Genomic DNA, 22,780 nt, shown 5'->3' with positions numbered 1-22,780 from the left:
CCGTTCCCTCAGGCGGTTCGTTGATCGGTTATTCTTCTTCGTCGTCCGCTTCGTTCTGGTTCGCTGCCTCGGCTTTCGCCAGCTTGTCGGCGCGCAGCGCGTCGCGGATGAGGTCGTCCGTCAGGATCAGCTTGGCTTCGGCCAGCGTGCTGAACGGAATGGTCACCTTCGGTTCCTCGCCATAGGCAACCTGGTCGCGTTCGATCGTGAAGCCGTCATCGGTGACGTCGGCGATCTTGCCGCGGAAACGCTTGCGGTTATCGACCAGGATCGACGTTTCGCACTTGACGATGTGGCCGTTCCAGCGGACGAAATCCGACTTGCGCACCATCGGGCGGTCGATGCCGGGCGAAGACACTTCGAGATGATACGCCTTATCGATCGGATCTTCCACATCCAGGACCGGAGAAATGGCCTGGGAGGCTTCTTCGCAGTCCTCGACGGTCATGGTGCCGTCGTTGCGCTCGGTCATGATCTGCAGCGTCAGGCCGTTCTGGTTCAAGAGGCGCACGCGCACCAGGCGGAAGCCCATGCCCACAAGGACGGGCTCGATGATGGCGGCAACGCGCTGATCAAGGCCGGTTTCGACGATCAGCCTGGGTTCATTGGTATTGTCTGCGTTTGTCACGTCCGACAAGCATTCACTCCTGCATTGTTCATGCATTGGGAGATCGCGCTAATAAAAAAGAGCGGGTCCTTGCGGCCCACTCTTCATCACGCGATCAAGAATTTGAAGCCGATATAAGCCCCTTTCCAGCAAATTGCAAGGCTTCCACCAGATTCAGCGCGCGCATCCCGATCGCGGAATTGCAGAGAACTCTGCTTGACAGAGTGGTAGAAGATCTGCACTCTGTGTCACAGAGGGCAATGTTCGACAAAGCAGGCTGCCTTCGCCACCTTGCTGGAGCATCGATCATGGAACTTTCTCCTACAGAAGCCAGGCATGCATTGCGCGAGGTTGATGAGATAACCTCGCGCAGCAACCGCTTGCGAAGCTATCGAATCTCGGCTTCCTACCTGATCCTCTGGGGCATCGTCTGGCTTGTCGGCTATTCGAGCATGTTCTTCCTGCCGGCACTGTCGGCGAATCTGATTTGGCTTGTATTGGATGGCCTGGGTTTGGCAGGCAGCGTCCTGATCGGGATGCGGACATTTCGCGCGGGAGAAGATCTGAAGAAGGTCAATGTGAGGATATTGGCGGTTTTTGCGATCGTCACGCTTTTCATGCTTGCCACGCTCAAGGTGATGCAGCCGATGCACGCGGCCCAATATGAAGTCTATCCCGCGCTGGTTCTCGGCCTCACCTACGGATTGATTGGTGTGTTTTTCCTTCGCGGCTTCGTGTGGCTCGCCGCGGCCGTATCGCTCGGCAGCCTGCTGTCATTCTTCTTCCTGCAGCCGTGGCTGCCGCTGTGCATCGCCGTCTTCGGCGGCGGCAGCCTGCTGGTTGGCGGGATGTGGATGAGGAGACTGTAATGGCGGCCCTCAACGAAGTGATCCACCAGTCCCTTCGCCTCAAGATCATGGCCGCTCTCCATGCCCACACCGCGAGCGAGGCGTTGGAATTCATTGCGCTCAGGAAGATGACCGGTGCGACGGACGGCAATCTGGGCAGCCATCTGATGACGCTGGAGCAGGCGGGATACATAGAGACCGTAAAGGCGTTCGTCGACAAGAAGCCGCAGACCCGCATATCGCTGACGCGAGAAGGGCGCCGCGCGTTTCGCGAACATGTCGCCTATCTCAAGGAAATTGTCGAACTGGCGGAAGGCAGATAGGCCGCGTATCCGCGATTTGCTTACTTGAGCACCCCGAGCATCGAACTATCGGGATAGCAGGTCGGCCTCATGCCGCTCTTTTCCTGCCACTGGCCGATCGACCGTCTGGTTTTGTAGCCCGGCAGGCCGTCGGTGCCGCCGACATCATAGCCCCTGCGCTCCAGCGTCTTCTGCATGTTGGCGACATCCGAGCGCAGCATCTTGCCGACGTCGCCCCATTTTTCCTGGAAGGCGCCGCTGCCGGAGGCGATGCGGTCGGCGAGGTTGCCGATATAAAGGCCGTAGAGGTCGGAGTTGTTGTACTCCTTGATGACGTAGAAGTTCGGCGTGACGATGAATTCCGGCCCGTCGCGGCCGGCCGGCACCAGCATCATGCCGCTGGCGCGCAATTCGTCCGAGGGAAACGCCTTGCCGGAGACACGTGCGATCCCGAGCGAAGCCCATTGCGAGATCGGCTTGGCAAGGTCCGGCCCTTCCTGCGCACACGAGACGTTCTGCGGGATTGCGACCTCGTAACCCCAGCTTCGGCCACGCTGCCAGCCCTTCTGCACCAGATAGTTGGCTATGGATGCCAGCGTATCCGGCACTGATGTCCAGATGTTGCGATGGCCGTCGCCATCGAAATCGACCGCATATTTCAGGTAGTTGGTCGGCATGAACTGCGGCTGGCCGAGCGCACCGGCCCATGAGCCCCTGAACTGGTCCGGCGTGACGTCGCCATGTTCCAGAATGCGCAGGCCAGCGATAAGCTCGTTGCGGAACATGTCCTTGCGCGTCGACATGAAGGCCTTGGTCGCCAGCACCTGGATCGCCGAATTCGGCAGTTTGGCGGCGCCAAAGCCGGTCTCGCGGCCCCAGATGGCGAGCAGGACCGGTCCCGGCACGCCATAGACCTTCTCGATCCGCTTCAGAACCGGGCCATATTGCGAGGCGAGGCTTCGCCCGGTCGCCGCCAGCTTCTGCAGCCGCGCCTCGTTGAAATAGGGGGCGGGCGAAGAGAATTCGGCTTGCGTCTGCTTCTGCTCCTTGGGCTTGGGGAAGCCCGGTGGCTCGAGGTCAGGCAGATCCCAATTAAGGGTTACACCGGCGAAAGCGGCCTGGAAGGTCTTTTCCGAAATCCCGGCCTTCCGCGCTTCCGGCCAGAGGTCCTTCTGTATCCAGGTCTGAAATTGCGCCTCGACATCAGCCTTCGAGGCGGCGAATGCGGGGAGGGGAAGGAGGGAGAGGAGGAGGAAGCAGAGGAGCGCAAACAGCCTTTGCGTATGCCGAGCCGCCGATACCCCCCTTTGTCCCTTCCGGGACATCTCCCCCACATAGGGGGAGATCGTTGGGAGCCTGCTGCCGCTTCTCTCGCCACTATCTGCTCTGGTTTCTGCGGGGAAAGTATCGGTTTGAGGCAGGTCGATGCTGCAAGCAACCAATCTCCCCCCTTGTGGGGGAGATGTCACGAAGTGACAGAGGGGGGTGCGCACTCTCCTCATGCTCAATCCTTTATGTCTTCTCGAAAAATCGCTTCAAATCGCCGTCCGCGCCCGAAGCGCCGCCGCCAGTGTGCCCTCGTCGAGATAATCGAGCTCGCCACCAACAGGCACGCCGTGGGCAAGCCGCGTGATCTTGATCTCCAGGCCCGCCAGCTGGTCGGTTATATAGTGTGCTGTGGTTTGCCCTTCGACCGTGGCGTTGACGGCGATGATGATCTCGCGGACGCCGCCTTCGCCGACGCGGGCGATCAACCCGCGAATATTGAGATCGTCAGGCCCGACGCCATCGAGCGGAGACAGGACACCGCCGAGAACATGGTAGACGGCATTCATCGCGCCTGATCGTTCCAGTGCCCAGAGATCGGATACGTCCTCGACGACGATGATGACGGACTGGTCGCGGCGATCGTCGGTGCACACGGTGCAGGGGTCGACGGTATCGACATTGCCGCAGCGCGAGCAGATCTTCACCTTGTCATAGGCGTCGCCCATGGCATGGGATAGCGGCCCGAGCAGCTGATCCTTCTTCTTGATCAGGTGCAGCGCCGCCCGCCGTGCCGAACGCGGCCCGAGCCCCGGCACCTTCGCCAGAAGCTGGATGAGTTTTTCGATTTCCGGGCCGGTGACTCGCTTTGCCATGGGAGGCTTTTAGCTCATATGCTCAAGGAACGGAATCACGGAAGGGGCGATTGGCGGATGAAAATTCCAGCCGTTCCAATCGCATACTATCTTTGTGGGGCCGGTGCCTTGTTCCGGGACGGAGCCAAAAACCCCGCGTCTAACGCATCGCAATCGCCACGGCGGCGCCGGCCATGGTGCCGGCGCTGGCGCGATTGGCGATGCGCACGGCGCGGCGACTTTTGAGGAAGGTTCTCGCCTTGGCGGCCAGCATCGCCCAGGACAGATCGATGACGATCAAGACCACGAACATCGTCCCCACCAGCTCGGCCCAGCCGGAAAGCGTGACCGCGTGCAGATCGATGATCGAAGGCAGCAGCGCCACGTAGAACACCATGATCTTCGGGTTGCCCATGGTCACCGTGAAGCCGGCAAGGAAAAGCCGGGCCGGCGACTGTGCCTCCGGCAGCTGTTCTTCCGTCGTGTCGGCGGCCGCAAACCACATCTTCCAGGCAAGATAGAGCAGATAGGCGACACCGACCCACTTGATGACGACGAAGGCCAGATGGAAGGTTTCGGCAATGGTCGCAAGGCCGGCAACGGCGAAGGTCAGCCAGATCGCCTCACCAAGCCACATGCCGGACAGGAAGGGCAGCACGTTGCGCGCGCCCTTGGTCAGCACGCGCGCCACCAGCGCTGCAATGTTCGGCCCCGGCGATCCCGCCGCGATGAACAAGGCTCCGGCAAAAACAAGCAGCGTCGACAGGCTCATCGCATTTTCTCCGATCAGGCAGGCCAGACGATATCTGGAAGAAGATTTTTAGAGATAGCACTCCGGCCCGGCTTTTCCAAACGCCTGATTTGCATTTAGCCGAGCTGCGCGCGAAAGCGCTCGAAGATCGCCTTGCCTTCCGGCCAGTTTCCCAGCCCGGATGCGGCGTTGACATGGCCGCGCGGCCCGACATCGGCAAAGGCGCTGCCCCAGATTTCAGCGCTGCGCCGCGCGTGATCGAAGGACCCGAACGGATCGTCGGTGCTGGCGACGAGTAGGGATGGAAAGGGCAGCCTTTGCCGCGGTGGATTGGCGAAGCTGCCGGCTTCAGCGAGGTAGACTTTGCCTGTGGGATCGGGCGCGGCCACCATAAATGCGCCAAGGATCGCGCTTGTCGTTGACGGAGCCCAATGGGCGATCAACTGGCAGGCAAGGCTATGCGCGATCAGGATCGGCGGCGTTTTGGAGCGCGAGATCTCCCCCTCCAGCGCAGCAATCCAATCCGAGAGGATCGGTCTGTTCCAGCTCGGCGGCTGGAACCGGCGCATGGTCGGATCGTCCTGCTCCCAAAGCGTTTGCCAGTGACCTTCGCCCGAGCCGCCAAGCCCCGGCAGCATGATGATATCGCCCATCTTGACGCATTCTCCCTGATTTCTGACGGAGAAAAGCTCGCATGTCACCGGATCGATTGACATTGCAATCCATCGGATAAAGCTTCCACAGTCCGATGAATTGAAGGTGGATGATGGATAGTATCGAAAGAGGGCTGGACCCGACGGATCTGTCGATCGTCGAGATCCTGCAGCAAGACGGACGAATCTCGGTGTCGGAACTTGGCCGCCGCGTCGGTCTTTCGCAGCCGGCGGCGTCGGAGCGGCTGAAGCGGCTGGAAGAGCGCGGGGTGATTGCCGGATATCGTGCGGTCATCGATCCTTCAGCAGTCGGGCTCGGCATGATGGCGATCATCCGGCTGCGGACCACGCATGAACACATCCGGCCTTATCTGAAGCAGTTTTCGGAAATGCCCGAGATTATCGAGGTCCTGAGGCTGACGGGCGAGGATTGCTTCCTGCTCAAGGTTCTCGTGCCGACACCATCGGACCTTGAAACCATCGTCGATTCCATTGCCCGCCATGGGGCTGTGACGACGTCGTTGGTGCTGCGAAACGAACCGGCAAAGGCGATCGGCCGCGATCTCATTCGCAAGGCGGCCGTCCGCTGATTCGATGCGTGGGCTGGTCTTAGAAAGGCAGCTTGAAGCCGGGCGGGATCGGCAGGCCTGCCGTCAGTTCGCGGGTCTTTTCGGCTGCTATCGCCTCGGCCTTTTCTTGGGCATCCTTGTTGGCGGCGACGATCAGGTCTTCGAGGATCTCGACATCGTCTTCCTTGAAGAGCGAGGGATCGATCTTGAGGCCGAGCATCAGGCCCTTGCCGTTGACGGTGACGGTGACGAGGCCGCCGCCGGCCTTGCCTTCGACGCGAATGTCGGCGATCTCCGACTGCATCTTCTCCATCTTCGCCTGCATTTCCTTCACTTTGCCCATCATGCCCATGATGTCGCGCATCGTCTTTGGTCCTTCTTCAAGTGTCGATGTCTTCCCGGCCGGGATATGCTGCCGTGGTCGCCGCCGGCGTCAAGCCGATGCGGTTCCTGTGCCGTCCATCCTAGCCTTAGAATTCTATGTCGTCGCCCGGCAGGATATCGCCATCGACGGATTCGGCGGCTGCCGGCGGAGCGGCGGCCTCCTCTTTGTCTTCCGTCTCGGGTGCCCGCACCCTGACGTCGATGATCTTTGCGCCGGGAAATTGAGCGAGGATCGCCGCGACGTCGGGGTCCTGCCGTGCATCGGCGACCCGCTGCTTCTGGGCGTTCGCCTCGGCCTCCACCAAGGTCGGCTGGCCTTCCTCTCGGCTGAGGCTGACGATCCAGTGGATGCCGGTCCATTCCTTGAGCTTGACGGCAAGCTCGTTCAAGAGCGTGCCGGGAGCGCCCGATGTCAGGCTGACATCGAGCCGGCCCGGCTCCAGCTTTACGGGGCGTACGAAGGCGCGTACCAGCGCCTTCAGCTTCGGATCGCGCTTCTGGCCGGCAAGTTCGGCGATATCGGCCATCGAATTGATCGGCACGAGCGGCTTCGGCGCCTCGACCGGTCTCGGTTCGACGCGGCCGACAGGTTGCGAATCCGGCTGTGTATTCGGCACGGCGCGCAACATGGCGACCGGTGCGGAAGGCGTCGGACGCGGCGTCGGCGTCTCGACGGCGCGCGCGATAACGCTGCCCTGATAGGACACCGCTCCGCCGCCGTTGCCGCCACCATTGCCGATTGGCGTGGACGATGATGGGCGGGAGCCGCCATTGCCCTCGGAAAATTCGGCAAGCCGGCGTGCGGCATCTTCCGGCGCCGGCAGATGCGCCGCGTGCGCGAGCCTGATCAGCACCATTTCGGCAGCGCCAGCGGTGCGCGAGGCGTTCTCCGTCTCGGTGATGCCCTTGAGAAGCATCTGCCAGATGCGGGAAAGTGCGGTTATGGCGACCCCTTGCGCGAATTCCGCCGCTTTCGTGCGCTCGACTTCGCTGAGCGACGGGTCGTCGGCGGCATCGGGCACATATTTGAGGCGGGTCACGAGATGGGTGAAATCGGCAAGATCGGTCAGCACGACGACGGGATTGGCGCCGGCTTCGTACTGGCTGTTGAATTCGGACAAAGCGGCCGAAACATCGCCTTTGACGACATGGCCGAAGAGATCGACGATGCGGGCGCGGTCGGCAAGCCCGAGCATCGCGCGCACGGCGTCGGCGGCAACGAAGCCGCTGCCATGGGCGATCGCCTGGTCGAGCAGCGACAGGCCGTCGCGCGCCGATCCTTCGGCGGCGCGAGCGATCATGGCGAGTGCTTCCGGCTCTGCCTCGATGCCTTCCTTGCCGGCAATGGTGGTGAAGAGGCCGACGAGATCCGAAGCGCTGATGCGGCGCAGATCGAAGCGCTGGCAGCGCGACAGCACCGTGATCGGCACCTTGCGGATTTCCGTCGTGGCGAAGATGAACTTCACGTGCTCGGGCGGCTCTTCCAGCGTCTTCAAGAGGCCGTTGAAGGCGGCCGTCGACAGCATGTGCACTTCGTCGATAATGTAGACCTTGTAGCGCGCCGAAACCGGCCGGTAGCGCACCTGCTCGATGATCTCCCGGATATCGTCGATACCGGTGTGCGAGGCGGCGTCCATCTCGATGACGTCGACATGCCGGCCTTCCATGATCGCCTGGCAATGGTCGCCGGGCTCACGCAGGTCGATGGTGGGGCGATCGACGTCAACGGTCTTGTAGTTGAGGGCGCGGGCAAGGATGCGGGCGGTCGTGGTCTTGCCGACGCCGCGCACGCCGGTCAGCATATAGGCCTGCGCGATGCGGCCGGTTTCGAACGCATTGGTCAGCGTTCGCACCATCGGCTCCTGGCCGACCATAAGGTCTGTGAAGTCCTTGGGCCTGTACTTGCGGGCCAGCACCCGGTAACCGGTGCCGGTCGAGGCGGCATCTTTTGCTTGTCGCTCGGTGTCGCTCATCGCCCTGCTTGTTGCCCGGTGCCCAGCTTGTTGCCCGGCGAAAGCCGGGACTTGCTTTCGGAAAGGGTGGGAGGCTGGCACGAATGACCCGTGCCGTGCTCGTTAGGGCTGCTTCCTTCCGGACCTGACCCGGTTGGCGAGTGGCTCGTCCACCACCAACCTCCCGGATGCACATATCGGCAATATCGCCATCAAAAGCAAGCCAAGGTCAAAAAAAACTGCTAAACATTTGATAAAACAATGGAGGATGCCCCCTTGAAGGAGTTCACGCTCGACGACCGTCTTGCGAATGACAGCGTTTCCGTGGCCATCACCGGCCTCTGCGACGTCAGGCTGATGAAGGATAGCCGCTGGCCTTGGCTCGTGCTGATCCCGCGCCGGCCAGACAAATCGGAAGTTTTCGAGCTGACGCCACTCGACCGGATCTTGCTGACCTTCGAAACCGATAAGGTAGCAAGCGCCTTAAAGACGGTGACGGGTGCCACAAAAATCAATGTCGGGGCACTTGGAAATATCGTCCGTCAGCTTCATGTTCATGTCATTGCGCGGTTCGAAGGCGATGCCAACTGGCCAGGCCCGGTCTGGGGCTACGGCAAGTCGGAACCCTATTCGGACGACGACATGGACAGCCTCATAGCCAAGTTGCGGGACACGCTTTCACAATGAGCCACTCCATCTTTTCCTCGGATGTACCGCATCCGGAACCAAGCAGTCTCACCGCCTTTGCGGAAAACCAGCTCGACCGGGATGCCGAGCATCGCGACGAGGAATCGATCAAGCATGCGCTCGCCAAGGAAGGTACGCATATCCTCGCCTTTGCCCAGGAACGGCTGGTCCTGAAGCATGACGGCCAGGTGCTCGATCCGCTGTTTGCCCGCTATGAGCTGAACGATCTCGATCCGAATTGGGATGAGGCTGTCCTTCTTGGTTATCGCAAGACCGGCGAACCGAGGCTTGCCGTGCCGGTCCGCGTCCATGCCGACGAGCTTGCGAGCCAATACAAGCCGGCCGACATGCGTTCGCTCTGGCGCGATTTCTTGCTGGAGGGTGAAATCCTCGGCGAGGCGGCGCAGGGCATGAGCCTCATTCGGTGGAACGGCGACAACCGCTTCTGCGGTCGCTGCGGCTCGGTGATGGAGAGCCGCATCGGCGGCTACAAGCGGGTCTGCACGGCCTGCGAACACATGATTTTCCCGCGCACCGACCCGGTCGTCATCATGTTGACGATCGACGAGGAAAGAAATCTCTGCCTGCTCGGCCGCAGCCATCATTTCGCGCCCGGCATGTATTCCTGTCTCGCCGGTTTCGTCGAACCCGGTGAAACCATCGAGAATGCGGTGCGCCGCGAGACGCACGAGGAATCCGGCATCCATATCGGCCGCGTGCGCTATCATGCCTCCCAGCCCTGGCCGATGCCGCACTCGCTGATGATCGGCTGCTACGCCGAGGCGAAGTCGGTGGAAATCCATATGGACGCGGCCGAGCTCGAGGATTGCCGCTGGTTCACCCCGGAGGACACGCTTGCCATGCTTGACCGCGTCTCGGCATCCGGCAACACATCCCCACCCAAGGGCGCCATCGCCCATCGCCTGATGCGCGACTGGGTGGAATGGAAACGCTAGGTCTCATTTCGCCATGGCACGCTCGGAACGCTTGTTGACGCTGTTGCAGACGCTGCGGCGCTATCGCCGTCCGGTCAGTGGCTCCGTTCTGGCCGAGGAAACCGGCGTCAGCCTGCGCACGCTCTATCGCGACATTGCCAGCCTGCAGTCGCAGGGCGCGATGATCGAGGGCGAGCCAGGCATCGGCTATGTTCTGAAACCCGGCTTCATGCTGCCGCCGATGATGTTTTCGCAGGACGAGATCGAGGCGCTGGTGCTGGGGTCGCGATGGGTGGCGCGCGCAACCGACGAGCGATTGGCTGCGGCCGGCGCCGACGCGCTTGCCAAGATCGCCGCCGTGCTGCCTGCGGACCTCCGCGACGAGGTCGATCAGGCGGCGGTGGTCGTCGCCACGCGCCGCGTCACCGAGGACAGAGCCGATCTTTCCCTGATGCGCAAGGCAATCCGCACCGAGCGCATGGTGCAGCTGACCTATGGCGACGTGAACGGCGCTATCTCGACCCGCCGCATCTGGCCCTTCGCGCTCGGCTACTTCGATAATGCGCGTATTGTCATGGCCTGGTGCGAGCTGCGCCAGGACTTCCGCCATTTCCGCGCCGACCGCATCGTCGATTTCGCAGTGCTGGAGGCGCGCTATCCACGCCGCCGCGTGACGCTTGCCAGAGAATGGCACGCGCGCGAAGGCGTGGTCCACAATTGATCCGGCGACGCGATACTACTGCCAGAAACTGTCAGTAGGTACGACTATGATGGGTCCATCCAATCAGGAAGGAGGACCGATCATGGCAGCCAACGTTTTCACCGTAACGAAACAAGCGCATCGTGGTGGCGTCGAGGCGCGCGAAGGCAAATATCCGGCATGGCCGGCTCGCCTGTTGCAGATTGCGCTTGGCTATTTCACTCGCCGCTGGAATCGTCTCGATATCGAGGAGGCGCCGAATTCCGTGAAGCGCGATCTGGGCTTCCTGGACGGGTGCGCCCCTTACCGTGAGGAAGAGCGGATGCGCTAGCCGCCTCCGCCAGCTCAAAGCTTACCTTCTGACACGCTCACTGGCCTTCCACCGGCAAGCTCCACCCGGCCTGCCGGACCGCATCTGCATGCCCCTATATCCATCAAGACAAGAGGAATATCCAAATGACCAACCCGAACCTCATCATTTTCTACGTCAAGGACCCCGGCGAAAGCGCGCCGTTCTACCGCGATCTGTTCGGCTGCGAGCCGGCCTTCGCGTCGCCGAACTTCGTGGCTTTCTCGCTCGACAACGGTCTCAGTCTCGGCCTCTGGCGCCGCAGCAGCGTCGAGCCGCAGCCCTCTGCCATCGGCAATCGCGGCGAACTGGGCTTCATGGTCGAAGGCGTCGGCGCCGTCGAACAGCATTACAGGGACTGGAAGGCGCGCGGCCTGCCGATCGCGCAGGAGCTGACGACGATGGATTTCGGCCCGACCTTCGTCGTGCTCGATCCGGACGGCCATCGCCTGCGTGTTTGTGAGCCGGATAAATGAATGTGGCCTAGCCATCCGCCCTCGTGGTTCGAGGCTGCAGCCCTTCGGGCTTCCACACCTCACCATGAGGGCTGATCCTTTGTGCCCGCCCAGGGCATGATCCACCTCATGGTGAGGTGCAGCACCGTTAAGCGCAGCGAAAACGGTGATGCCTCGAACCACGAGGTGGCCCGGGTTTGTGCCAGATGTTGAAGTTCTGCCCGTGTGGGCTAGGCTTCTGCTATCTCCTGCATCCATGTAAAACCTGCAGCTCTCACAAAGGACTCGCGCCCTCATTCGAGTTGACTTCCGGCATTCGCAGAAGAAACTGATCGCTAAATCCAGAGCCATGCGAGGCGCAATTGCTGCATCATATTTCATTCGGTGTCGCGGATATCGAGAAAGCCGCCGCGTTCTACGACGCCGCCTTCGCGCCGCTCGGTTATGTCAGGGTTTGGGAAGACTTGACCCCCAGCGATCCCGACCAGGCGATCGGATACGGCCCTGCGGGTGGTGGCGATAAGTTTGCCATCAAATTGCGGGGCCCCGAGGCCCATGCGCCAGGCGCGGGCTTCCATCTCGCCTTTGCCGCGCCAAACCGGGAAGCCGTCGTCCTATTCCATCAGGCCGCATTGGCTCATGGCGGCAAGGACAATGGCGCACCTGGTCTTCGGCCGCATTATGGCCCGAGCTATTTCGCAGCCTTCGTCATCGATCCGGATGGGCATCGAATCGAAGTCGTAACCAAGGCGTCGTGATAGCGGTTGCCTAAAGATCGCCCCGCGTTGGGTGGCCCTTGTAGACACCCAGAATCCGAACTTTCTCCGAAAAGAAGCGCAGTTCTTCCAGCGCGCGGCGCACGTGCGGATCGGAGGGATGGCCCTCGATGTCGGCATAGAACTGCGTCGCGACAAAACGGCCGCCGAGCTGATAGCTTTCGAGCTTCGTCATGTTGATGCCGTTGGTCGCAAAGCCGCCAAGTGCCTTGTAGAGCGCTGCCGGAATGTTGCGGACGTTGAAGACAAAGGTCGTGACGATCTTTTCGTCCGGCGCGCTGCGTTCCGCCCAGTGCTCGTCGCGCGACAGGACGACGAAGCGCGTCATGTTGTTTTCGGTGTCCTCGACATTCTCGGCGATGATTTCGAGGCCATAGAGATCGGCAGCCAGCCGCGGTGCCAGCGCCGCCATGCTGCGGTCGCCGGTTTCCTGCACCAGCTTGGCCGCACCCGCGGTATCACCGGCGATGACGGGCTTCCAGCCATTGGCTCGCACGATGTTGCGGCATTGGCCGAGCGCGTGGATATGGCTGTGAACCGTGCGGATTTCTTCCTTCTTGACGCCGGGCAGGACCATCAGCTGGAAGCGGATCGGCATGAAATATTCGCCGACGATATGCAGGCGCGATTCCGGCAGCAGGTGATGGATGTCGGCAACGCGGCCGGCAATAGTGTTCTCGATCGGAATCATGCCGAGATCGGCGTCGCCATTCTCGATGGCGGTCAGTGCATCCTCAAAGGTCTGGCAGGGCAGCGGCTCCATGGTCGGGAACATGTCACGGCTGGCCATGTCGGAATTGGCGCCGTAGTCGCCCTGGAAGGAGATCTTGTTGGTCTTGGTAATCATGGGACTGCCCTTGGGGGAATGCCGTCTATCAAGAAGCGGCGGAGAGGATACGTCTGGCCTTTTCGAGGTCAGCGGGAGTATCGACACCGAGCGGGACCGTGTCAACGATCTCGACATCGATGCGCATGCCGGCCTCCAGCGCCCTGAGCTGCTCTAGTGATTCGCGCCGTTCCAGCGGCGACGGGCCGAGGCTGACGAATTTGGCAAGCGCCGTGCGGCGATAGGCATAAAGGCCAATATGATGGTAGAGCGGACCATTGCCGTAAGGCGCGGTCGTCCGGGTGAAATAGAGCGCGCGCAGACGATTGTCGGAAATCGCCGACCCGACGACCTTGACGACACTCGGCGCTGTCTTTTCTTCCTCGTCCTTGATCTCGACGGTCAGCGTCGCGATGTCGACGGCCGGATCTTCGAGCGGGCGCAGCGCGGCGCGGATGGTCTCGGGATCGATTGTGGGAAGGTCGCCCTGAACATTGACGATGATTTCGGCGCGGCCTTCGGGATCGACGGCCTGCAAGGCCTCATAGATGCGGTCCGAGCCGGACTGATGATCGGTGCGCGTCATGACGACCTCGAAGCCGACATTGGCGACAGCGGCATAGGTATCCTCGTGGTCGACGGCGACGACGATGCGACCGATCGCCGCCTCGCGCGCGCGCTTGGCAACCTGTACGATCATGGGCAGGCCGCAAATATCGGCGAGCGGCTTGCCCGGCAGGCGAGTGGAAGCCATGCGGGCGGGAATAAGGACCAGCGTCTTGTCTAAATTCGAATCTGTCATTGTTGGGCCTTCTATTCCCGAGGGAAAAGTGTCAAAACGTCTCATGGTGGAGACCGTTTACAGCGTTGCAAGAAACAGCCAAAAGACATAGGTTTCGCGCGAATTCAAGATGGGCCGGCGGAGGATGCCGGCGGCGAGGGGAGCATAGCAGATGAATTCATCCTACGTGAACATGGGAGTCGGGGCACTTTTGGCCACGCTGTTCGTGTTGAAGTCCGTGTCGCTCGCGTCAGGATTTATTTTCCATTCAGAGACGCCGGAAAAGCCCGGTTTTGCCATTGTCGCAACCGAGGAACCGGCTGCGGGCGAAAAGGCTGCCGCCGCCAAGCCGGAAACGCCGATCGCTCAGCTGCTGCAGAAGGCTGATGCCAAGGTCGGCGAAACGATCTTCAAGAAGTGTCAGGCCTGTCATTCCGGAGAGAAGGGAGGGCCAAACAAGGTTGGTCCCGATCTCTGGGGTATCATTGACCGCCCCGTCGGCGAGCACGAGGGCTTCGCCTATTCGTCCGGCATGAAGGATTTCTCCAAGGGCGGTTCGGAGAAGTGGACCTACGATCACCTCTATCACTTCCTCGCAGCTCCGAAGAAGTTCGTTGCCGGAACGGCAATGGGCTTTGCCGGCCTGCCGAAGGAAGAGGATCGCGCCAACGTGATCGCCTATCTGCGCACGCTCGCCGATACGCCGGAGCCGCTGCCGGACCCGAACGCGCCGGCCGCGACGAACTAAGGCAAATCAGAGGATCAACACGAAAAACCCGGCCGCCAGGGCCGGGTTTTTTGGTGTTGCATGGTCAGATCGCGTGCCGGCGGGAGCGTGTTCTCTGATCCAGGTCGAAGACCTTCAATCCATCTTCGGCGCTCGGCGGCATGCGCCAGTCTTCGGCAATCAGCGCCTTGCGAGCGTCGCGCAATCCGGCCTCCCAATGCTCGTGCATGGACAGCGCCGAAAACTCGTAATCCTTCGAATGCGAGCGAAACTGCTTGTTGCGGTAAATCAGGTGGATGATGGTGACGCCGTAGTCGGAGCAGTGCTTCTCCAGCTTCTTGATCTCCGGATCGGCCTTGGCCTCTTCGGGAAGGCGCGCATAGAGGTCGGATATCGCGCGCCGCAGGCGATGGCGCTCCAGGAAGAGATCGGTGTTGAGCCGGGTGCGGCTCGAATAGGTGATGTCCTTGCGCCGCTCCTCCACTTCCTCGAGATCCTGCGGCAGCGGGCCGGTGGCGCTGAAGAGATCGACCTGAAATACGACGGTATCGATATCGGCGCCATTGCGCAGCACGTAGCTGAGTGGCGTGTTCGAGACCAGGCCGCCGTCCCAGTAATGCTCATTGCCGATCTTGACCGCAGGAAAGCCGGGCGGCAGGGCGCCGCTCGCCATGATGTGTTCCGGCGTGATCTTGGTGTCCTTGTTGTCGAAGAAGGCGAAGTTGCCTGTACGCACGTTGACCGCGCCGAGGCTCAACCGCACCGGACCGTGATTGATTCGGTCGAAATCGACGTGATCGAGCAGCGTCTGGCGCAGTTGCTCGGTGTCGTAGACGCTGGTCGCGGCGGCCGAGCCGCGCGGCTGGAACCAGGCCGGAATCTGCCAGGGCGAAAAGAAGCCGGGTGCGCCGAAGGTCGACACCCACCAGCTGCTGACCGAGCGATAGAAGGGGTTGGTCTGGCGCCGGTCCTGCATCAGCATGTCGACGGGAAGATGAACAGTCACCTTGTTCCAGAAGGAGCGCAACTTCTCAAGCCGCTCGCCGGGTACGTTGCCGGCCATGATCGAGGCATTGATCGCGCCGATCGAGATGCCGGCGATCCAGTCCGGCTCGATATTCTGTTCGCGCAATGCCTGAAAGGCGCCGGCCTGATAGGAGCCGAGCGCGCCGCCGCCCTGGAGCACGAAGACCTTCTGCGAATAGGCCGAAGCGGGGTTGGCGATGGGAGCTGCAATATTCATGTGCCATCCTTTGCTGCGCTCCGGGTGGGAAGGCCGGGATGCGCAAAACTATGACCATTTTCACGCCTGCGTCTCCGAAAGCGGAGAGTTGCTGTTGCGATCGGCGGATTCGAGCCTCGGCTATCCGAGCAGATAGGCCCAAAGCGACACCGAGAACGCCCCGAGCGCCGTCGTCAAGGTAATCGTCGAGGCGGCGAGACTGTGACCCACGCCGAAGCGATTGGCAATCAGCCAGGCGTTCACACCTGTAGGAACTGCCGCCGTGAGCACGAGTGCGGCCCGCCATTCCGGACTGAGGCCGAGCAGAAGCCCGGCCGCCAGCACGCAGGCCGGCAGCAGAAACAGCTTGAAGGCGGCAATCACGCTGGTAATGCCGAGATTGCCGGATAGTCCGTATTGCCGTAGCGCCATGCCGAGCGAAATCAGCGCCGCCGGGCCGGCGATATTGGCGATGCTGTCGACGACGGTGCCGAGCGTCGCCGGAATGGGAAGGCTGGTCAGATGGACGATGAGGCCGCAGAAAAGCCCGATGACGAGCGGATTGCGGATGAGATTGCTGCCCACCTGCCGCAGCAGCTGGCTGGTGCTGCGGCCGGCGCCGGGATTCTCCCTGCGCTCCGCCTGTTCCATCAGCAGCGTGCCGGCGATCATCATGGTCGGCAGATGCACTGCAATCAGGATCGACATCGCCATGACGCCATCAGGCCCGACGGTACGCCCCACCAGCGGCAGGCCGATAAAGATCGTGTTGGCGAAGGCCGAGGAAACGCCGGCGAGAACGCCGATGCGCGCATCCCGCCCGAACAGCCGCGTCGCGACGACATGGCCTGCTGCCCAGGTGATGGCGACGCCGGAGAAATAGGCGATCCACAATCGAAAGGGCGAAGCGCCACGAAAGTCCGCCTCCGCGATGGTCTGGAACAGCAGGAGCGGCACCGCGATCTTGAAGACGAATTCGCTCATGGCCTCGCCGACCTCGGCCTTCAGAAGGCCGGTGCGCACGATCACCCAGCCGACGAGGATGAGCAGGAAGACCGGAAGAACGTCGGTAAGGATTTCGGACATGCCGGGCGGGGTCGTGAAAGATCGTGGCTTGGGGAAGGGCGATCCGGACGTTGTAGCAGCTTGCTTGAAGCATGTCGCGCAAAACTGCGCTACGGTTTTGCGACGATGACATGCGCAAAATCAAGCACTTGAAGCGCCAGGAGTGAATCTGAAGGGTCGCGAAGCGCCGTACGTGTGAGAACCTGCAAAACAAAAAAAGCGGGCCAAGCCCGCTCTTGTCCATCCGGCTTCGCCGGACGGGTCCCCCCGGTGCACATGCCGCCAGTTCATCCGTGGTCGGCCCGCGTACCGGTGAGGCGGAAGGCATCATTCCTTCCCAGGCTGGCTCGGAAGTCTTTCGAGCTTCCCATCCCAGCCGCTTGATAAGCATTTAAAGATAGAAAGTGACAGCCAAATGACTGAATGGAAATAAGTTGGCCGCGCTGGCGCTGATTTTTCTTCCAAACTTCGGAAAAACCGATAATACCGGATACCGGCTATCACCAATTCCGGGACCCTCCTATAGATGACTCGCTTCGATGTACTGACCGTTGGCAATGCCATCGTCGACATTATCGCCCGTTGCAATGATCAGTTCCTGATCGACAACAAGATCACCAAGGCCGCGATGAACCTCATCGACGCCGAGCGCGCCGAACTTCTCTATTCGCGTATGGGTCCGGCTCTGGAAGCCTCGGGCGGCAGTGCCGGCAACACGGCGGCGGGTGTCGCGAACTTCGGTGGCAAGGCGGCCTATTTCGGCAAGGTCGCCGAAGACCAGCTCGGCGAGATCTTCGCCCACGATATCCGCGCCCAGGGCGTTCACTACGAGACAAGGGCGAAGGGCACATTTCCGCCGACCGCCCGTTCGATGATCTTCGTGACCGAGGACGGCGAGCGTTCCATGAACACCTATCTCGGCGCCTGCGTCGAACTTGGCCCCGAGGATGTCGAGGAAGATGTCGTTGCCGATGCCAAGGTGACCTATTTCGAAGGCTATCTCTGGGACCCGCCGCGCGCCAAGGAAGCGATCCGCGAATGTGCCCGCATCGCCCATGCCCACGGCCGGGAAATGTCGATGACGCTCTCCGACAGCTTCTGCGTCGGCCGCTACCGCGACGAATTCCTCGATCTCATGCGCTCGGGCACTATCGATATCGTCTTCGCCAATCGCGATGAAGCACTCTCGCTCTACGAGACCGATGATTTCGAGAAGGCGCTGAGCCTGATTTCGGCGGATTGCAAGATCGCCGCCGTGACGACAGGCAAGGACGGTGCCGTCATCGTGCGCGGCAACGAGCGCTATGTCGTCGATGCCCATCCGATCGAGGAGCGCGTCGACACGACCGGCGCCGGCGATCTTTTCGCGGCCGGCTTCCTGTTCGGCTATACGCAGGGCCGTGGTCTGGAAGATTGCGCCAAGCTCGGCAATCTCGCCGCCGCCATCGTCATCGAACAGATCGGCCCGCGGCCGATGCGGTCGCTATCGGAGGCCGCAAAGGAATTCGGGCTTCTCTGACAAGTTGTCGACGCTTTAACAAAGTGGCGAGCCATCGGAGGCAGCTTGTTGCCGATGGCTTTTTCCGTGGCGGATGCCGCAAGCTTGGCTCTTACTAAGTAAGAAATCGAGATCATGATTCTAGATATTCGCCAGGAATTGGCGGCCCCCCGTAAGGACCGACATCGTATCCAGTAGTGATGATTTGAAGTTGCCTCTGCACCGCCTCTTCAAGCTGGTATTGCAAGCCTTGATATCGATCGATGTATCCATATTGATGCCACGGCGAGGGATCGAAGCCGTGCTCGTAGTGATTATAGTAGATTACCGTCGAGCCGATTAGGGCGACCACCCAACATTTGCCATATCCTCGCAGCTGCCATTCTTCGGGAGGGCGTTTGATGGTCTCCCATAGGAACCGTTCCTTGAATGACATCCGGGACCAGCCATCTTTGATCTGATCCCATACTTTTTCTTCCGAAAATGACATTTTGATCCTCAAAACTAGTGAAGTTCGAAGTCATGAGCCCGCTCAGCCTATCATTGTGTGGTTCGCAATTCACGGAGGAAATTACTTAAGGTTGCGGGATCGCGGCGTCGCCATGAATGCCAGTAGCAATGCCGGAGGAAATGCGTTTATCGGAGATGCCTTGTCGAAGCATGTCCATGGATCGACGTGCGAATTAACCCAGAACGAGCTTTGCAGTCTCCGCCTCATGCAGGATGAGCACCCCGAGCACGATCAGAACGAATGGCACGATCCTGTTTCCGTAGCGCCGAATGGGTGCTCCCAAGGTCGGATGATTGACGAGGGAATGCGCCGCACCGAGCCAGATCACGGTCATAACTGCGAAGATGCAGCCGATGGTCAGGATCTCATAGGCGGAACGGGTGGCGAAGATCGGCGTGTAGACGCTGATATTGTCGCCACCATTGGCGATCGTCACCAGCGTCACGGCCACGATGTTTCCGTGTCCCGCCGAAGCCGTCGCATGATCTTCCGGATTATCGCCCGTGTCGATGCCGTTCCAGAGTTCCCACAATCGCCTGATGCCGAAATAGATCGGCGCAAACCCGAGCAGGCCGATATAGGTGGCGGGGATGACGAGAACGAGAAGCGAGGCAACGACGCTGATGCCGTATAGGAGGCCTATACCAAGATATTGCCCGATGACGATCTGCCTTGCCCGAAATTTCGGATCGGCGAAAAAGCCGAGAAGGACGAAGATGTCGTCTATGTTCGTCGAGGCGAACATGACGATGGCAACGCCGAAAACGCCCAGCACATAGCCCAAGATCGCAGGTCTCCTTGTCCGATCCCGGATATAGCATTGCGCCGGAAAAGTCGCGCGGTTGCTTGCGTCGCGGAGCGATCAGGTTTCGTTATTTGAAGGCTTCGCCGGGATAAGCGCCCCAGATCTCGGATTGCGCCACCCATCCCTCGGTACCGTCGGTGGTCACGAGGCACCAGTCGCCGGTGCATTCCTTGACGCTCATCATCACGCCGGGCTGTAGCTTGGCGATGACGGCGGCGGATGGCTGGGATTCGCGCCGCATGTTGACGAAGACGGCCTTGCCCTTGCCCTTCATCCACGGCGCGGCGATGGCCGAACGCTGGCCCGACAGCAGCGACTGGTTGACCCAGCCCTCCGTGCCGTCGGCGTCGCGCACGCGCCGCCAATTATCATATTCCTGGATGATCTCGACCGGCAACCCCTGCTTGAGGTAGAGCCACGACACGGCATAATCCGCGCTCGGGCCGATGCGCAGATTGACCCGCTTCGACTTCAGCGTGACGAAGCGCGGCAGCGGCAGGCCGCTCGGCCCCTTGGCGGCTTGTGCTGCGGCAAGATCGGCCGACACAGCGGTCATCATCAGGCCGATTGCGAAAATGGCGCAGGACTTCAATACTTTGCCACGCATGGGATTTCCGTTCGTTCGTCATGACAAAGGCGCCGTTCCGGCGGCCTTTCGCTCCGGTGAGCGGCAAATCCTCGGATCGCGTCAGCGAGTTTTATTTGTCTTCGCCTGCGGGTCTGGTAGAAATGCCGGAACGGGAAAATTATCCCGCTTCTTGGTTAAGAACATCTGAACAAGGCATCGCCGCTCGCCATGACGACGAAGAAAAAACCGAAGGTCTACGTCACGCGCAAACTGCCGGATGCGGTGGAGACGCGCATGCGCGAGCTCTTCGATGCCGAGCTCAACATCGACGATCGTCCGCGCACCAAGGACGAGCTCATTCAGGCCGTCCGTTCGGTCGACGTGCTGGTGCCGACGGTCACCGACCGCATCGACGCCGAGGTGATCGACGAGGCCGGACCGCAGATGAAGCTGATCGCCAGCTTCTCCAATGGCACGGATCATATCGATGTCGAGGCCGCCGCCCGTCGTGGCATCACCGTCACCAACACGCCGAATGTGCTGACCGAAGATACCGCCGACATGACCATGGCGCTGATCCTCGCCGTGCCGCGGCGCCTGGCGGAAGGTGCGCGCGTGCTGACCGACAATCCCGGCGAATGGGCCGGATGGTCACCCACCTGGATGCTCGGCCGCCGCATCCACGGCAAGCGAATCGGCATCGTTGGCATGGGGCGGATCGGCACGGCCGTCGCCCGTCGCGCCAAGGCGTTCGGCCTTTCGATCCATTATCACAATCGCAAGCGCGTCAATCCGGCGACGGAAGACGAGCTGGAGGCGACCTATTGGGACAGCCTCGACCAGATGCTCGCCCGCGTCGATATCGTCTCGGTCAATTGCCCCTCGACACCGGCCACCTACCATCTGATCTCGGCCCGCCGCCTGGCACTGCTGCAGCCGACGAGCTACATCGTCAACACGGCGCGCGGCGACGTCATCGACGAAACGGCGCTGATCAAGATCCTGCGCGAGGGCAAGATCGCCGGCGCCGGCCTCGATGTGTTCGAGAACGAACCGGCTGTCAATCCGAAGCTGGTGAAGCTTGCTAATGAGGGCAAGGTGGTGATCCTGCCGCACATGAGTTCGGCCACGCTCGAGGGCCGTATCGACATGGGCGACAAGGTCATCATCAACATCCGCACTTTCATCGACGGCCATCGGCCGCCCAATCGCGTGCTGCCGTTCCGATAAGCGAATCGCTGATTCTCCGGCCAAAGCGAAGCAGACGACGCCCGCTTCAAATTTGATCTTTATTGCCTCCGGCCGGTCATGTGCATGTCACAAAGCCGGCCCAGAGGTGACCACAAACACAAATCAGGAAGGGCGGAAACCATGGCGCGTGCGCTGCCGCATGAGCGGATTCAATATGTGGTCGAGGGCGGCTTCAAGCTGTCGGGCGAGATCGAGCCGAGCGGCAACAAGAATGCCGCATTGCCGATCATCGCCGCATCGCTTCTGACCGATCAACGCGTCGAGCTCAGCAACGTGCCGCGCATCCGCGATGTCGAGGCGCTGGTGGAGCTGATCCAGTCGGTCGGTGCGAAAGTGCGCTGGCTCGGCCGCAACCAACTCGAAATCGAGGCGCGGGAGCTGCGGCCCGCCAATCTCGATCCCGATCTCTGCGCTCGCATCCGCGCCTCTATCCTGCTTGCCGGCCCGATGCTGGCGCGCTGTGGCGAAATCACCCTGCCGCCGCCCGGCGGCGATGTCATCGGCCGCCGGCGCGTCGATACGCATTTCCTGGCGCTGGAACAGCTCGGCACCAGGATCGAGGTCAACAGTGTCTACAGCTTCCGCACCGAAGGATTGCGCGGTGCCGATGTCTTTCTCGACGAGCCGTCGGTGACGGCAACGGAAAACGCGCTTTGCGCTGCGGTTTTCGCTGAGGGAACGACAATCCTGCGCAATTGCGCCTCCGAGCCGCATGTCCAGGATCTCGCGCGCTTTCTGATTGCCATGGGCGCTCGCATTGAGGGCGTCGGCACCAACATGATGACCATCCACGGGGGCCAGCGGCTGAGTGGCGCATCGCATCGTATCGGCCCCGATCACAATGAGGTTGGTTCGCTGATCGGCCTTGCCGCCGTGACCGGTTCGGAAATCACCATTCGCCGTGCCGGCGTCGAGCATCTGCGCTCCACCCTGATGACCTTCGAGCGCCTTGGCATCCGCTGCCAGATCGATGGCGACGACCTGATCGTCCGATCCGGTCAGGAGATGAAGATCCAGCCCGATTTCGGCGGTCATATCCCGAAGATCGAGGACCAGCCCTGGCCGGCCTTTCCGGCCGACACCATGTCGATCGCCATCGTCACCGCCTCGCAATGCGACGGCGTCGTGCTGATGTTCGAAAAAATGTTCGAAAGCCGTATGTTCTTCGTCGACAAGTTGATCGCCATGGGTGCCCGCATCGTGCTGTGCGACCCGCATCGCGCCATCGTCGCCGGCCCTTCCAAGCTGCGCGCCGCACAGCTCGAAAGCCCAGATATTCGCGCCGGCATGGCGATGCTGATTGCGGCGATGTGCGCCGAGGGCACGAGCGTCATCAACAACGCCCAGCAGATCGAGCGGGGGTACGAGCGCATCGAGGAGCGGCTGAATGCCATGGGCGCCCGCATTACCCGCATCCCGCCGCGCGAGGCGTAAGAAA

General features: G+C 61.3%; 27 protein-coding genes and 1 other RNA gene. 13 read left to right on the top strand and 15 right to left on the bottom strand.

All coding sequences use genetic code 11. The features are described 5' to 3' along the window. Nucleotides 1–28 precede the first annotated feature (28 nt). Nucleotides 29–637 (bottom strand): ribosome maturation factor RimP, encoded by a 609-nt coding sequence (gene rimP / locus ACIQWP_RS29355; protein WP_402795339.1) that lies wholly within the window; start codon nt 635–637, stop codon nt 29–31. Nucleotides 638–867: 230 nt separating this feature from the next. Between rimP and ACIQWP_RS29350 the strand changes: the two genes are divergently transcribed. Further along, entirely contained in the window at nt 868–1,476 is a 609-nt protein-coding gene (locus ACIQWP_RS29350) for a hypothetical protein (RefSeq protein WP_402795336.1), read from the top strand. After that, nucleotides 1,476–1,778, top strand: coding sequence for a transcriptional regulator (locus ACIQWP_RS29345; RefSeq protein ID WP_402795333.1), 303 nt, complete (start codon nt 1,476–1,478; stop codon nt 1,776–1,778). Before ACIQWP_RS29350 ends, ACIQWP_RS29345 begins: the two co-directional genes overlap by 1 nt. Before the next feature lie 20 nt (nt 1,779–1,798). On the opposite strand, the gene ACIQWP_RS29340 is transcribed toward ACIQWP_RS29345, so the two are convergent. The 4 genes from ACIQWP_RS29340 to ACIQWP_RS29325 all read right to left on the bottom strand — a co-directional run bounded on the left by ACIQWP_RS29340 (nt 1,799) and on the right by ACIQWP_RS29325 (nt 5,281). Beyond that, nucleotides 1,799–3,259 carry a lytic murein transglycosylase gene (locus tag ACIQWP_RS29340; RefSeq protein ID WP_402795331.1) on the bottom strand — a complete coding sequence of 487 codons (1,461 nt, stop codon included), beginning with the start codon at nt 3,257–3,259 and terminating at the stop codon, nt 1,799–1,801. Nucleotides 3,260–3,292: 33 nt separating this feature from the next. Then, the gene (recR, locus tag ACIQWP_RS29335) at nt 3,293–3,898 is read right to left on the bottom strand and encodes a recombination mediator RecR (protein ID WP_402795328.1); all 606 of its coding nucleotides are present in this window, start codon (nt 3,896–3,898) and stop codon (nt 3,293–3,295) included. Between the two features lie 139 nt (nt 3,899–4,037). Then, the gene (locus ACIQWP_RS29330; protein ID WP_402795326.1) at nt 4,038–4,649 is read right to left on the bottom strand and encodes a LysE family translocator; all 612 of its coding nucleotides are present in this window, start codon (nt 4,647–4,649) and stop codon (nt 4,038–4,040) included. A 95-nt stretch (nt 4,650–4,744) separates the two neighbouring features. Continuing rightward, a complete protein-coding gene (locus ACIQWP_RS29325; RefSeq protein ID WP_402795323.1) occupies nt 4,745–5,281 on the bottom strand; it encodes an RBBP9/YdeN family alpha/beta hydrolase in 537 nt (178 codons plus the stop codon). A 113-nt stretch (nt 5,282–5,394) separates the two neighbouring features. On the opposite strand from ACIQWP_RS29325, the gene ACIQWP_RS29320 reads away from it, so the two are divergent. Further along, nucleotides 5,395–5,871: an Lrp/AsnC family transcriptional regulator gene (locus tag ACIQWP_RS29320; protein WP_402795321.1), complete on the top strand. Its 477-nt coding sequence runs from the start codon at nt 5,395–5,397 to the stop codon at nt 5,869–5,871. Between the two features lie 19 nt (nt 5,872–5,890). Here the strand turns inward: ACIQWP_RS29320 and ACIQWP_RS29315 are convergent, their stop codons facing one another. The 3 genes from ACIQWP_RS29315 to ffs form a co-directional block, all read right to left on the bottom strand. Further along, a complete protein-coding gene (locus ACIQWP_RS29315) occupies nt 5,891–6,214 on the bottom strand; it encodes a YbaB/EbfC family nucleoid-associated protein (protein ID WP_047635820.1) in 324 nt (107 codons plus the stop codon). Between the two features lie 106 nt (nt 6,215–6,320). Beyond that, nucleotides 6,321–8,207, bottom strand: coding sequence for a DNA polymerase III subunit gamma/tau (locus tag ACIQWP_RS29310; protein WP_402795316.1), 1,887 nt, complete (start codon nt 8,205–8,207; stop codon nt 6,321–6,323). 66 nt (nt 8,208–8,273) lie between these two features. Beyond that, nucleotides 8,274–8,371: signal recognition particle sRNA small type (gene ffs / locus ACIQWP_RS29305), an RNA gene on the bottom strand. Between the two features lie 91 nt (nt 8,372–8,462). On the opposite strand from ffs, the gene ACIQWP_RS29300 reads away from it, so the two are divergent. The 6 genes from ACIQWP_RS29300 to ACIQWP_RS29275 all read left to right on the top strand — a co-directional run bounded on the left by ACIQWP_RS29300 (nt 8,463) and on the right by ACIQWP_RS29275 (nt 12,070). Continuing rightward, entirely contained in the window at nt 8,463–8,873 is a 411-nt protein-coding gene (locus ACIQWP_RS29300; RefSeq protein ID WP_402795314.1) for an HIT family protein, read from the top strand. Further along, complete coding sequence (gene nudC, locus ACIQWP_RS29295; RefSeq protein WP_402795312.1) at nt 8,870–9,829, top strand: NAD(+) diphosphatase; 960 nt, start codon at nt 8,870–8,872, stop codon at nt 9,827–9,829. Before ACIQWP_RS29300 ends, nudC begins: the two co-directional genes overlap by 4 nt. A gap of 13 nt (nt 9,830–9,842) precedes the next feature. Further along, entirely contained in the window at nt 9,843–10,529 is a 687-nt protein-coding gene (locus tag ACIQWP_RS29290) for a helix-turn-helix transcriptional regulator (RefSeq protein ID WP_402795310.1), read from the top strand. An 82-nt stretch (nt 10,530–10,611) separates the two neighbouring features. Then, complete coding sequence (locus ACIQWP_RS29285; protein ID WP_402795307.1) at nt 10,612–10,839, top strand: hypothetical protein; 228 nt, start codon at nt 10,612–10,614, stop codon at nt 10,837–10,839. A 125-nt stretch (nt 10,840–10,964) separates the two neighbouring features. Continuing rightward, nucleotides 10,965–11,333, top strand: a complete 369-nt coding sequence (locus ACIQWP_RS29280) for a VOC family protein (protein ID WP_402795304.1) — start codon at nt 10,965–10,967, stop codon at nt 11,331–11,333. Between the two features lie 341 nt (nt 11,334–11,674). Continuing rightward, a complete protein-coding gene (locus ACIQWP_RS29275; protein ID WP_402795301.1) occupies nt 11,675–12,070 on the top strand; it encodes a VOC family protein in 396 nt (131 codons plus the stop codon). A 10-nt stretch (nt 12,071–12,080) separates the two neighbouring features. Here ACIQWP_RS29275 and ACIQWP_RS29270 read toward each other — a convergent pair whose 3' ends face one another. Together ACIQWP_RS29270 and ACIQWP_RS29265 are read right to left on the bottom strand one after the other, a co-directional pair. Beyond that, nucleotides 12,081–12,935 carry a prephenate dehydratase gene (locus ACIQWP_RS29270; RefSeq protein WP_402795298.1) on the bottom strand — a complete coding sequence of 285 codons (855 nt, stop codon included), beginning with the start codon at nt 12,933–12,935 and terminating at the stop codon, nt 12,081–12,083. A gap of 28 nt (nt 12,936–12,963) precedes the next feature. Then, nucleotides 12,964–13,716 (bottom strand): 3-deoxy-manno-octulosonate cytidylyltransferase, encoded by a 753-nt coding sequence (locus tag ACIQWP_RS29265; protein ID WP_402795295.1) that lies wholly within the window; start codon nt 13,714–13,716, stop codon nt 12,964–12,966. Between the two features lie 151 nt (nt 13,717–13,867). Between ACIQWP_RS29265 and ACIQWP_RS29260 the strand changes: the two genes are divergently transcribed. Further along, nucleotides 13,868–14,443: a c-type cytochrome gene (locus ACIQWP_RS29260; protein WP_402795292.1), complete on the top strand. Its 576-nt coding sequence runs from the start codon at nt 13,868–13,870 to the stop codon at nt 14,441–14,443. Nucleotides 14,444–14,507: 64 nt separating this feature from the next. Here the strand turns inward: ACIQWP_RS29260 and ACIQWP_RS29255 are convergent, their stop codons facing one another. Then, nucleotides 14,508–15,665, bottom strand: coding sequence for a patatin-like phospholipase family protein (locus ACIQWP_RS29255; RefSeq protein WP_402795289.1), 1,158 nt, complete (start codon nt 15,663–15,665; stop codon nt 14,508–14,510). Nucleotides 15,666–15,785: 120 nt separating this feature from the next. Continuing rightward, on the bottom strand, nt 15,786–16,730 hold the full coding sequence (locus ACIQWP_RS29250) for an AEC family transporter (protein WP_402795286.1): 945 nt from the start codon (nt 16,728–16,730) through the stop codon (nt 15,786–15,788). 505 nt (nt 16,731–17,235) lie between these two features. Between ACIQWP_RS29250 and ACIQWP_RS29245 the strand changes: the two genes are divergently transcribed. After that, nucleotides 17,236–18,228, top strand: a complete 993-nt coding sequence (locus ACIQWP_RS29245) for an adenosine kinase (RefSeq protein WP_402795285.1) — start codon at nt 17,236–17,238, stop codon at nt 18,226–18,228. A gap of 112 nt (nt 18,229–18,340) precedes the next feature. Here the strand turns inward: ACIQWP_RS29245 and ACIQWP_RS29240 are convergent, their stop codons facing one another. The 3 genes from ACIQWP_RS29240 to ACIQWP_RS29230 all read right to left on the bottom strand — a co-directional run bounded on the left by ACIQWP_RS29240 (nt 18,341) and on the right by ACIQWP_RS29230 (nt 20,130). After that, nucleotides 18,341–18,697: a hypothetical protein gene (locus tag ACIQWP_RS29240; RefSeq protein ID WP_402795282.1), complete on the bottom strand. Its 357-nt coding sequence runs from the start codon at nt 18,695–18,697 to the stop codon at nt 18,341–18,343. Between the two features lie 193 nt (nt 18,698–18,890). Continuing rightward, nucleotides 18,891–19,493, bottom strand: a complete 603-nt coding sequence (locus ACIQWP_RS29235) for a cadmium resistance transporter (RefSeq protein WP_402795510.1) — start codon at nt 19,491–19,493, stop codon at nt 18,891–18,893. Nucleotides 19,494–19,590: 97 nt separating this feature from the next. Beyond that, nucleotides 19,591–20,130, bottom strand: coding sequence for an SH3 domain-containing protein (locus ACIQWP_RS29230; RefSeq protein WP_402795279.1), 540 nt, complete (start codon nt 20,128–20,130; stop codon nt 19,591–19,593). Nucleotides 20,131–20,319: 189 nt separating this feature from the next. On the opposite strand from ACIQWP_RS29230, the gene ACIQWP_RS29225 reads away from it, so the two are divergent. Both ACIQWP_RS29225 and murA read left to right on the top strand, forming a co-directional pair. After that, nucleotides 20,320–21,321 (top strand): 2-hydroxyacid dehydrogenase, encoded by a 1,002-nt coding sequence (locus ACIQWP_RS29225; protein WP_402795276.1) that lies wholly within the window; start codon nt 20,320–20,322, stop codon nt 21,319–21,321. A gap of 141 nt (nt 21,322–21,462) precedes the next feature. Continuing rightward, nucleotides 21,463–22,776, top strand: a complete 1,314-nt coding sequence (murA, locus tag ACIQWP_RS29220) for a UDP-N-acetylglucosamine 1-carboxyvinyltransferase (RefSeq protein WP_402795274.1) — start codon at nt 21,463–21,465, stop codon at nt 22,774–22,776. The last annotated feature ends 4 nt before the right edge of the window (nt 22,777–22,780 follow it).

The organism is Rhizobium sp. NPDC090279 (genome assembly GCF_044769665.1).
Classification (GTDB): domain Bacteria; phylum Pseudomonadota; class Alphaproteobacteria; order Rhizobiales; family Rhizobiaceae; genus Rhizobium.
This window is presented reverse-complemented; position numbering and strand designations above follow the sequence as displayed.

Excerpts from the sequence above, each read along its gene's own strand:
- ACIQWP_RS29340 (WP_402795331.1), bottom strand. The coding sequence starts at position 3,259 with ATGAGGAGAGTGCGCACCCCCCTCTGTCACTTCGTGACATCTCCCCCA.
- ACIQWP_RS29330 (WP_402795326.1), bottom strand. The coding sequence starts at position 4,649 with ATGAGCCTGTCGACGCTGCTTGTTTTTGCCGGAGCCTTGTTCATCGCG.
- ACIQWP_RS29230 (WP_402795279.1), bottom strand. The coding sequence starts at position 20,130 with ATGCGTGGCAAAGTATTGAAGTCCTGCGCCATTTTCGCAATCGGCCTG.
- ACIQWP_RS29225 (WP_402795276.1), top strand. The coding sequence starts at position 20,320 with ATGACGACGAAGAAAAAACCGAAGGTCTACGTCACGCGCAAACTGCCG.
- ACIQWP_RS29265 (WP_402795295.1), bottom strand. The coding sequence starts at position 13,716 with ATGACAGATTCGAATTTAGACAAGACGCTGGTCCTTATTCCCGCCCGC.
- ACIQWP_RS29325 (WP_402795323.1), bottom strand. The coding sequence starts at position 5,281 with ATGGGCGATATCATCATGCTGCCGGGGCTTGGCGGCTCGGGCGAAGGT.
- ACIQWP_RS29280 (WP_402795304.1), top strand. The coding sequence starts at position 10,965 with ATGACCAACCCGAACCTCATCATTTTCTACGTCAAGGACCCCGGCGAA.
- ACIQWP_RS29290 (WP_402795310.1), top strand. The coding sequence starts at position 9,843 with ATGGCACGCTCGGAACGCTTGTTGACGCTGTTGCAGACGCTGCGGCGC.
- ACIQWP_RS29245 (WP_402795285.1), top strand. The coding sequence starts at position 17,236 with ATGACTCGCTTCGATGTACTGACCGTTGGCAATGCCATCGTCGACATT.
- ACIQWP_RS29345 (WP_402795333.1), top strand. The coding sequence starts at position 1,476 with ATGGCGGCCCTCAACGAAGTGATCCACCAGTCCCTTCGCCTCAAGATC.
- ACIQWP_RS29285 (WP_402795307.1), top strand. The coding sequence starts at position 10,612 with ATGGCAGCCAACGTTTTCACCGTAACGAAACAAGCGCATCGTGGTGGC.
- recR (WP_402795328.1), bottom strand. The coding sequence starts at position 3,898 with ATGGCAAAGCGAGTCACCGGCCCGGAAATCGAAAAACTCATCCAGCTT.
- ACIQWP_RS29315 (WP_047635820.1), bottom strand. The coding sequence starts at position 6,214 with ATGCGCGACATCATGGGCATGATGGGCAAAGTGAAGGAAATGCAGGCG.
- ACIQWP_RS29310 (WP_402795316.1), bottom strand. The coding sequence starts at position 8,207 with ATGAGCGACACCGAGCGACAAGCAAAAGATGCCGCCTCGACCGGCACC.
- ACIQWP_RS29255 (WP_402795289.1), bottom strand. The coding sequence starts at position 15,665 with ATGAATATTGCAGCTCCCATCGCCAACCCCGCTTCGGCCTATTCGCAG.
- ACIQWP_RS29260 (WP_402795292.1), top strand. The coding sequence starts at position 13,868 with ATGAATTCATCCTACGTGAACATGGGAGTCGGGGCACTTTTGGCCACG.
- murA (WP_402795274.1), top strand. The coding sequence starts at position 21,463 with ATGGCGCGTGCGCTGCCGCATGAGCGGATTCAATATGTGGTCGAGGGC.
- nudC (WP_402795312.1), top strand. The coding sequence starts at position 8,870 with ATGAGCCACTCCATCTTTTCCTCGGATGTACCGCATCCGGAACCAAGC.
- ACIQWP_RS29350 (WP_402795336.1), top strand. The coding sequence starts at position 868 with ATGTTCGACAAAGCAGGCTGCCTTCGCCACCTTGCTGGAGCATCGATC.
- ACIQWP_RS29320 (WP_402795321.1), top strand. The coding sequence starts at position 5,395 with ATGGATAGTATCGAAAGAGGGCTGGACCCGACGGATCTGTCGATCGTC.
- ACIQWP_RS29270 (WP_402795298.1), bottom strand. The coding sequence starts at position 12,935 with ATGATTACCAAGACCAACAAGATCTCCTTCCAGGGCGACTACGGCGCC.
- ACIQWP_RS29240 (WP_402795282.1), bottom strand. The coding sequence starts at position 18,697 with ATGTCATTTTCGGAAGAAAAAGTATGGGATCAGATCAAAGATGGCTGG.
- ACIQWP_RS29250 (WP_402795286.1), bottom strand. The coding sequence starts at position 16,730 with ATGTCCGAAATCCTTACCGACGTTCTTCCGGTCTTCCTGCTCATCCTC.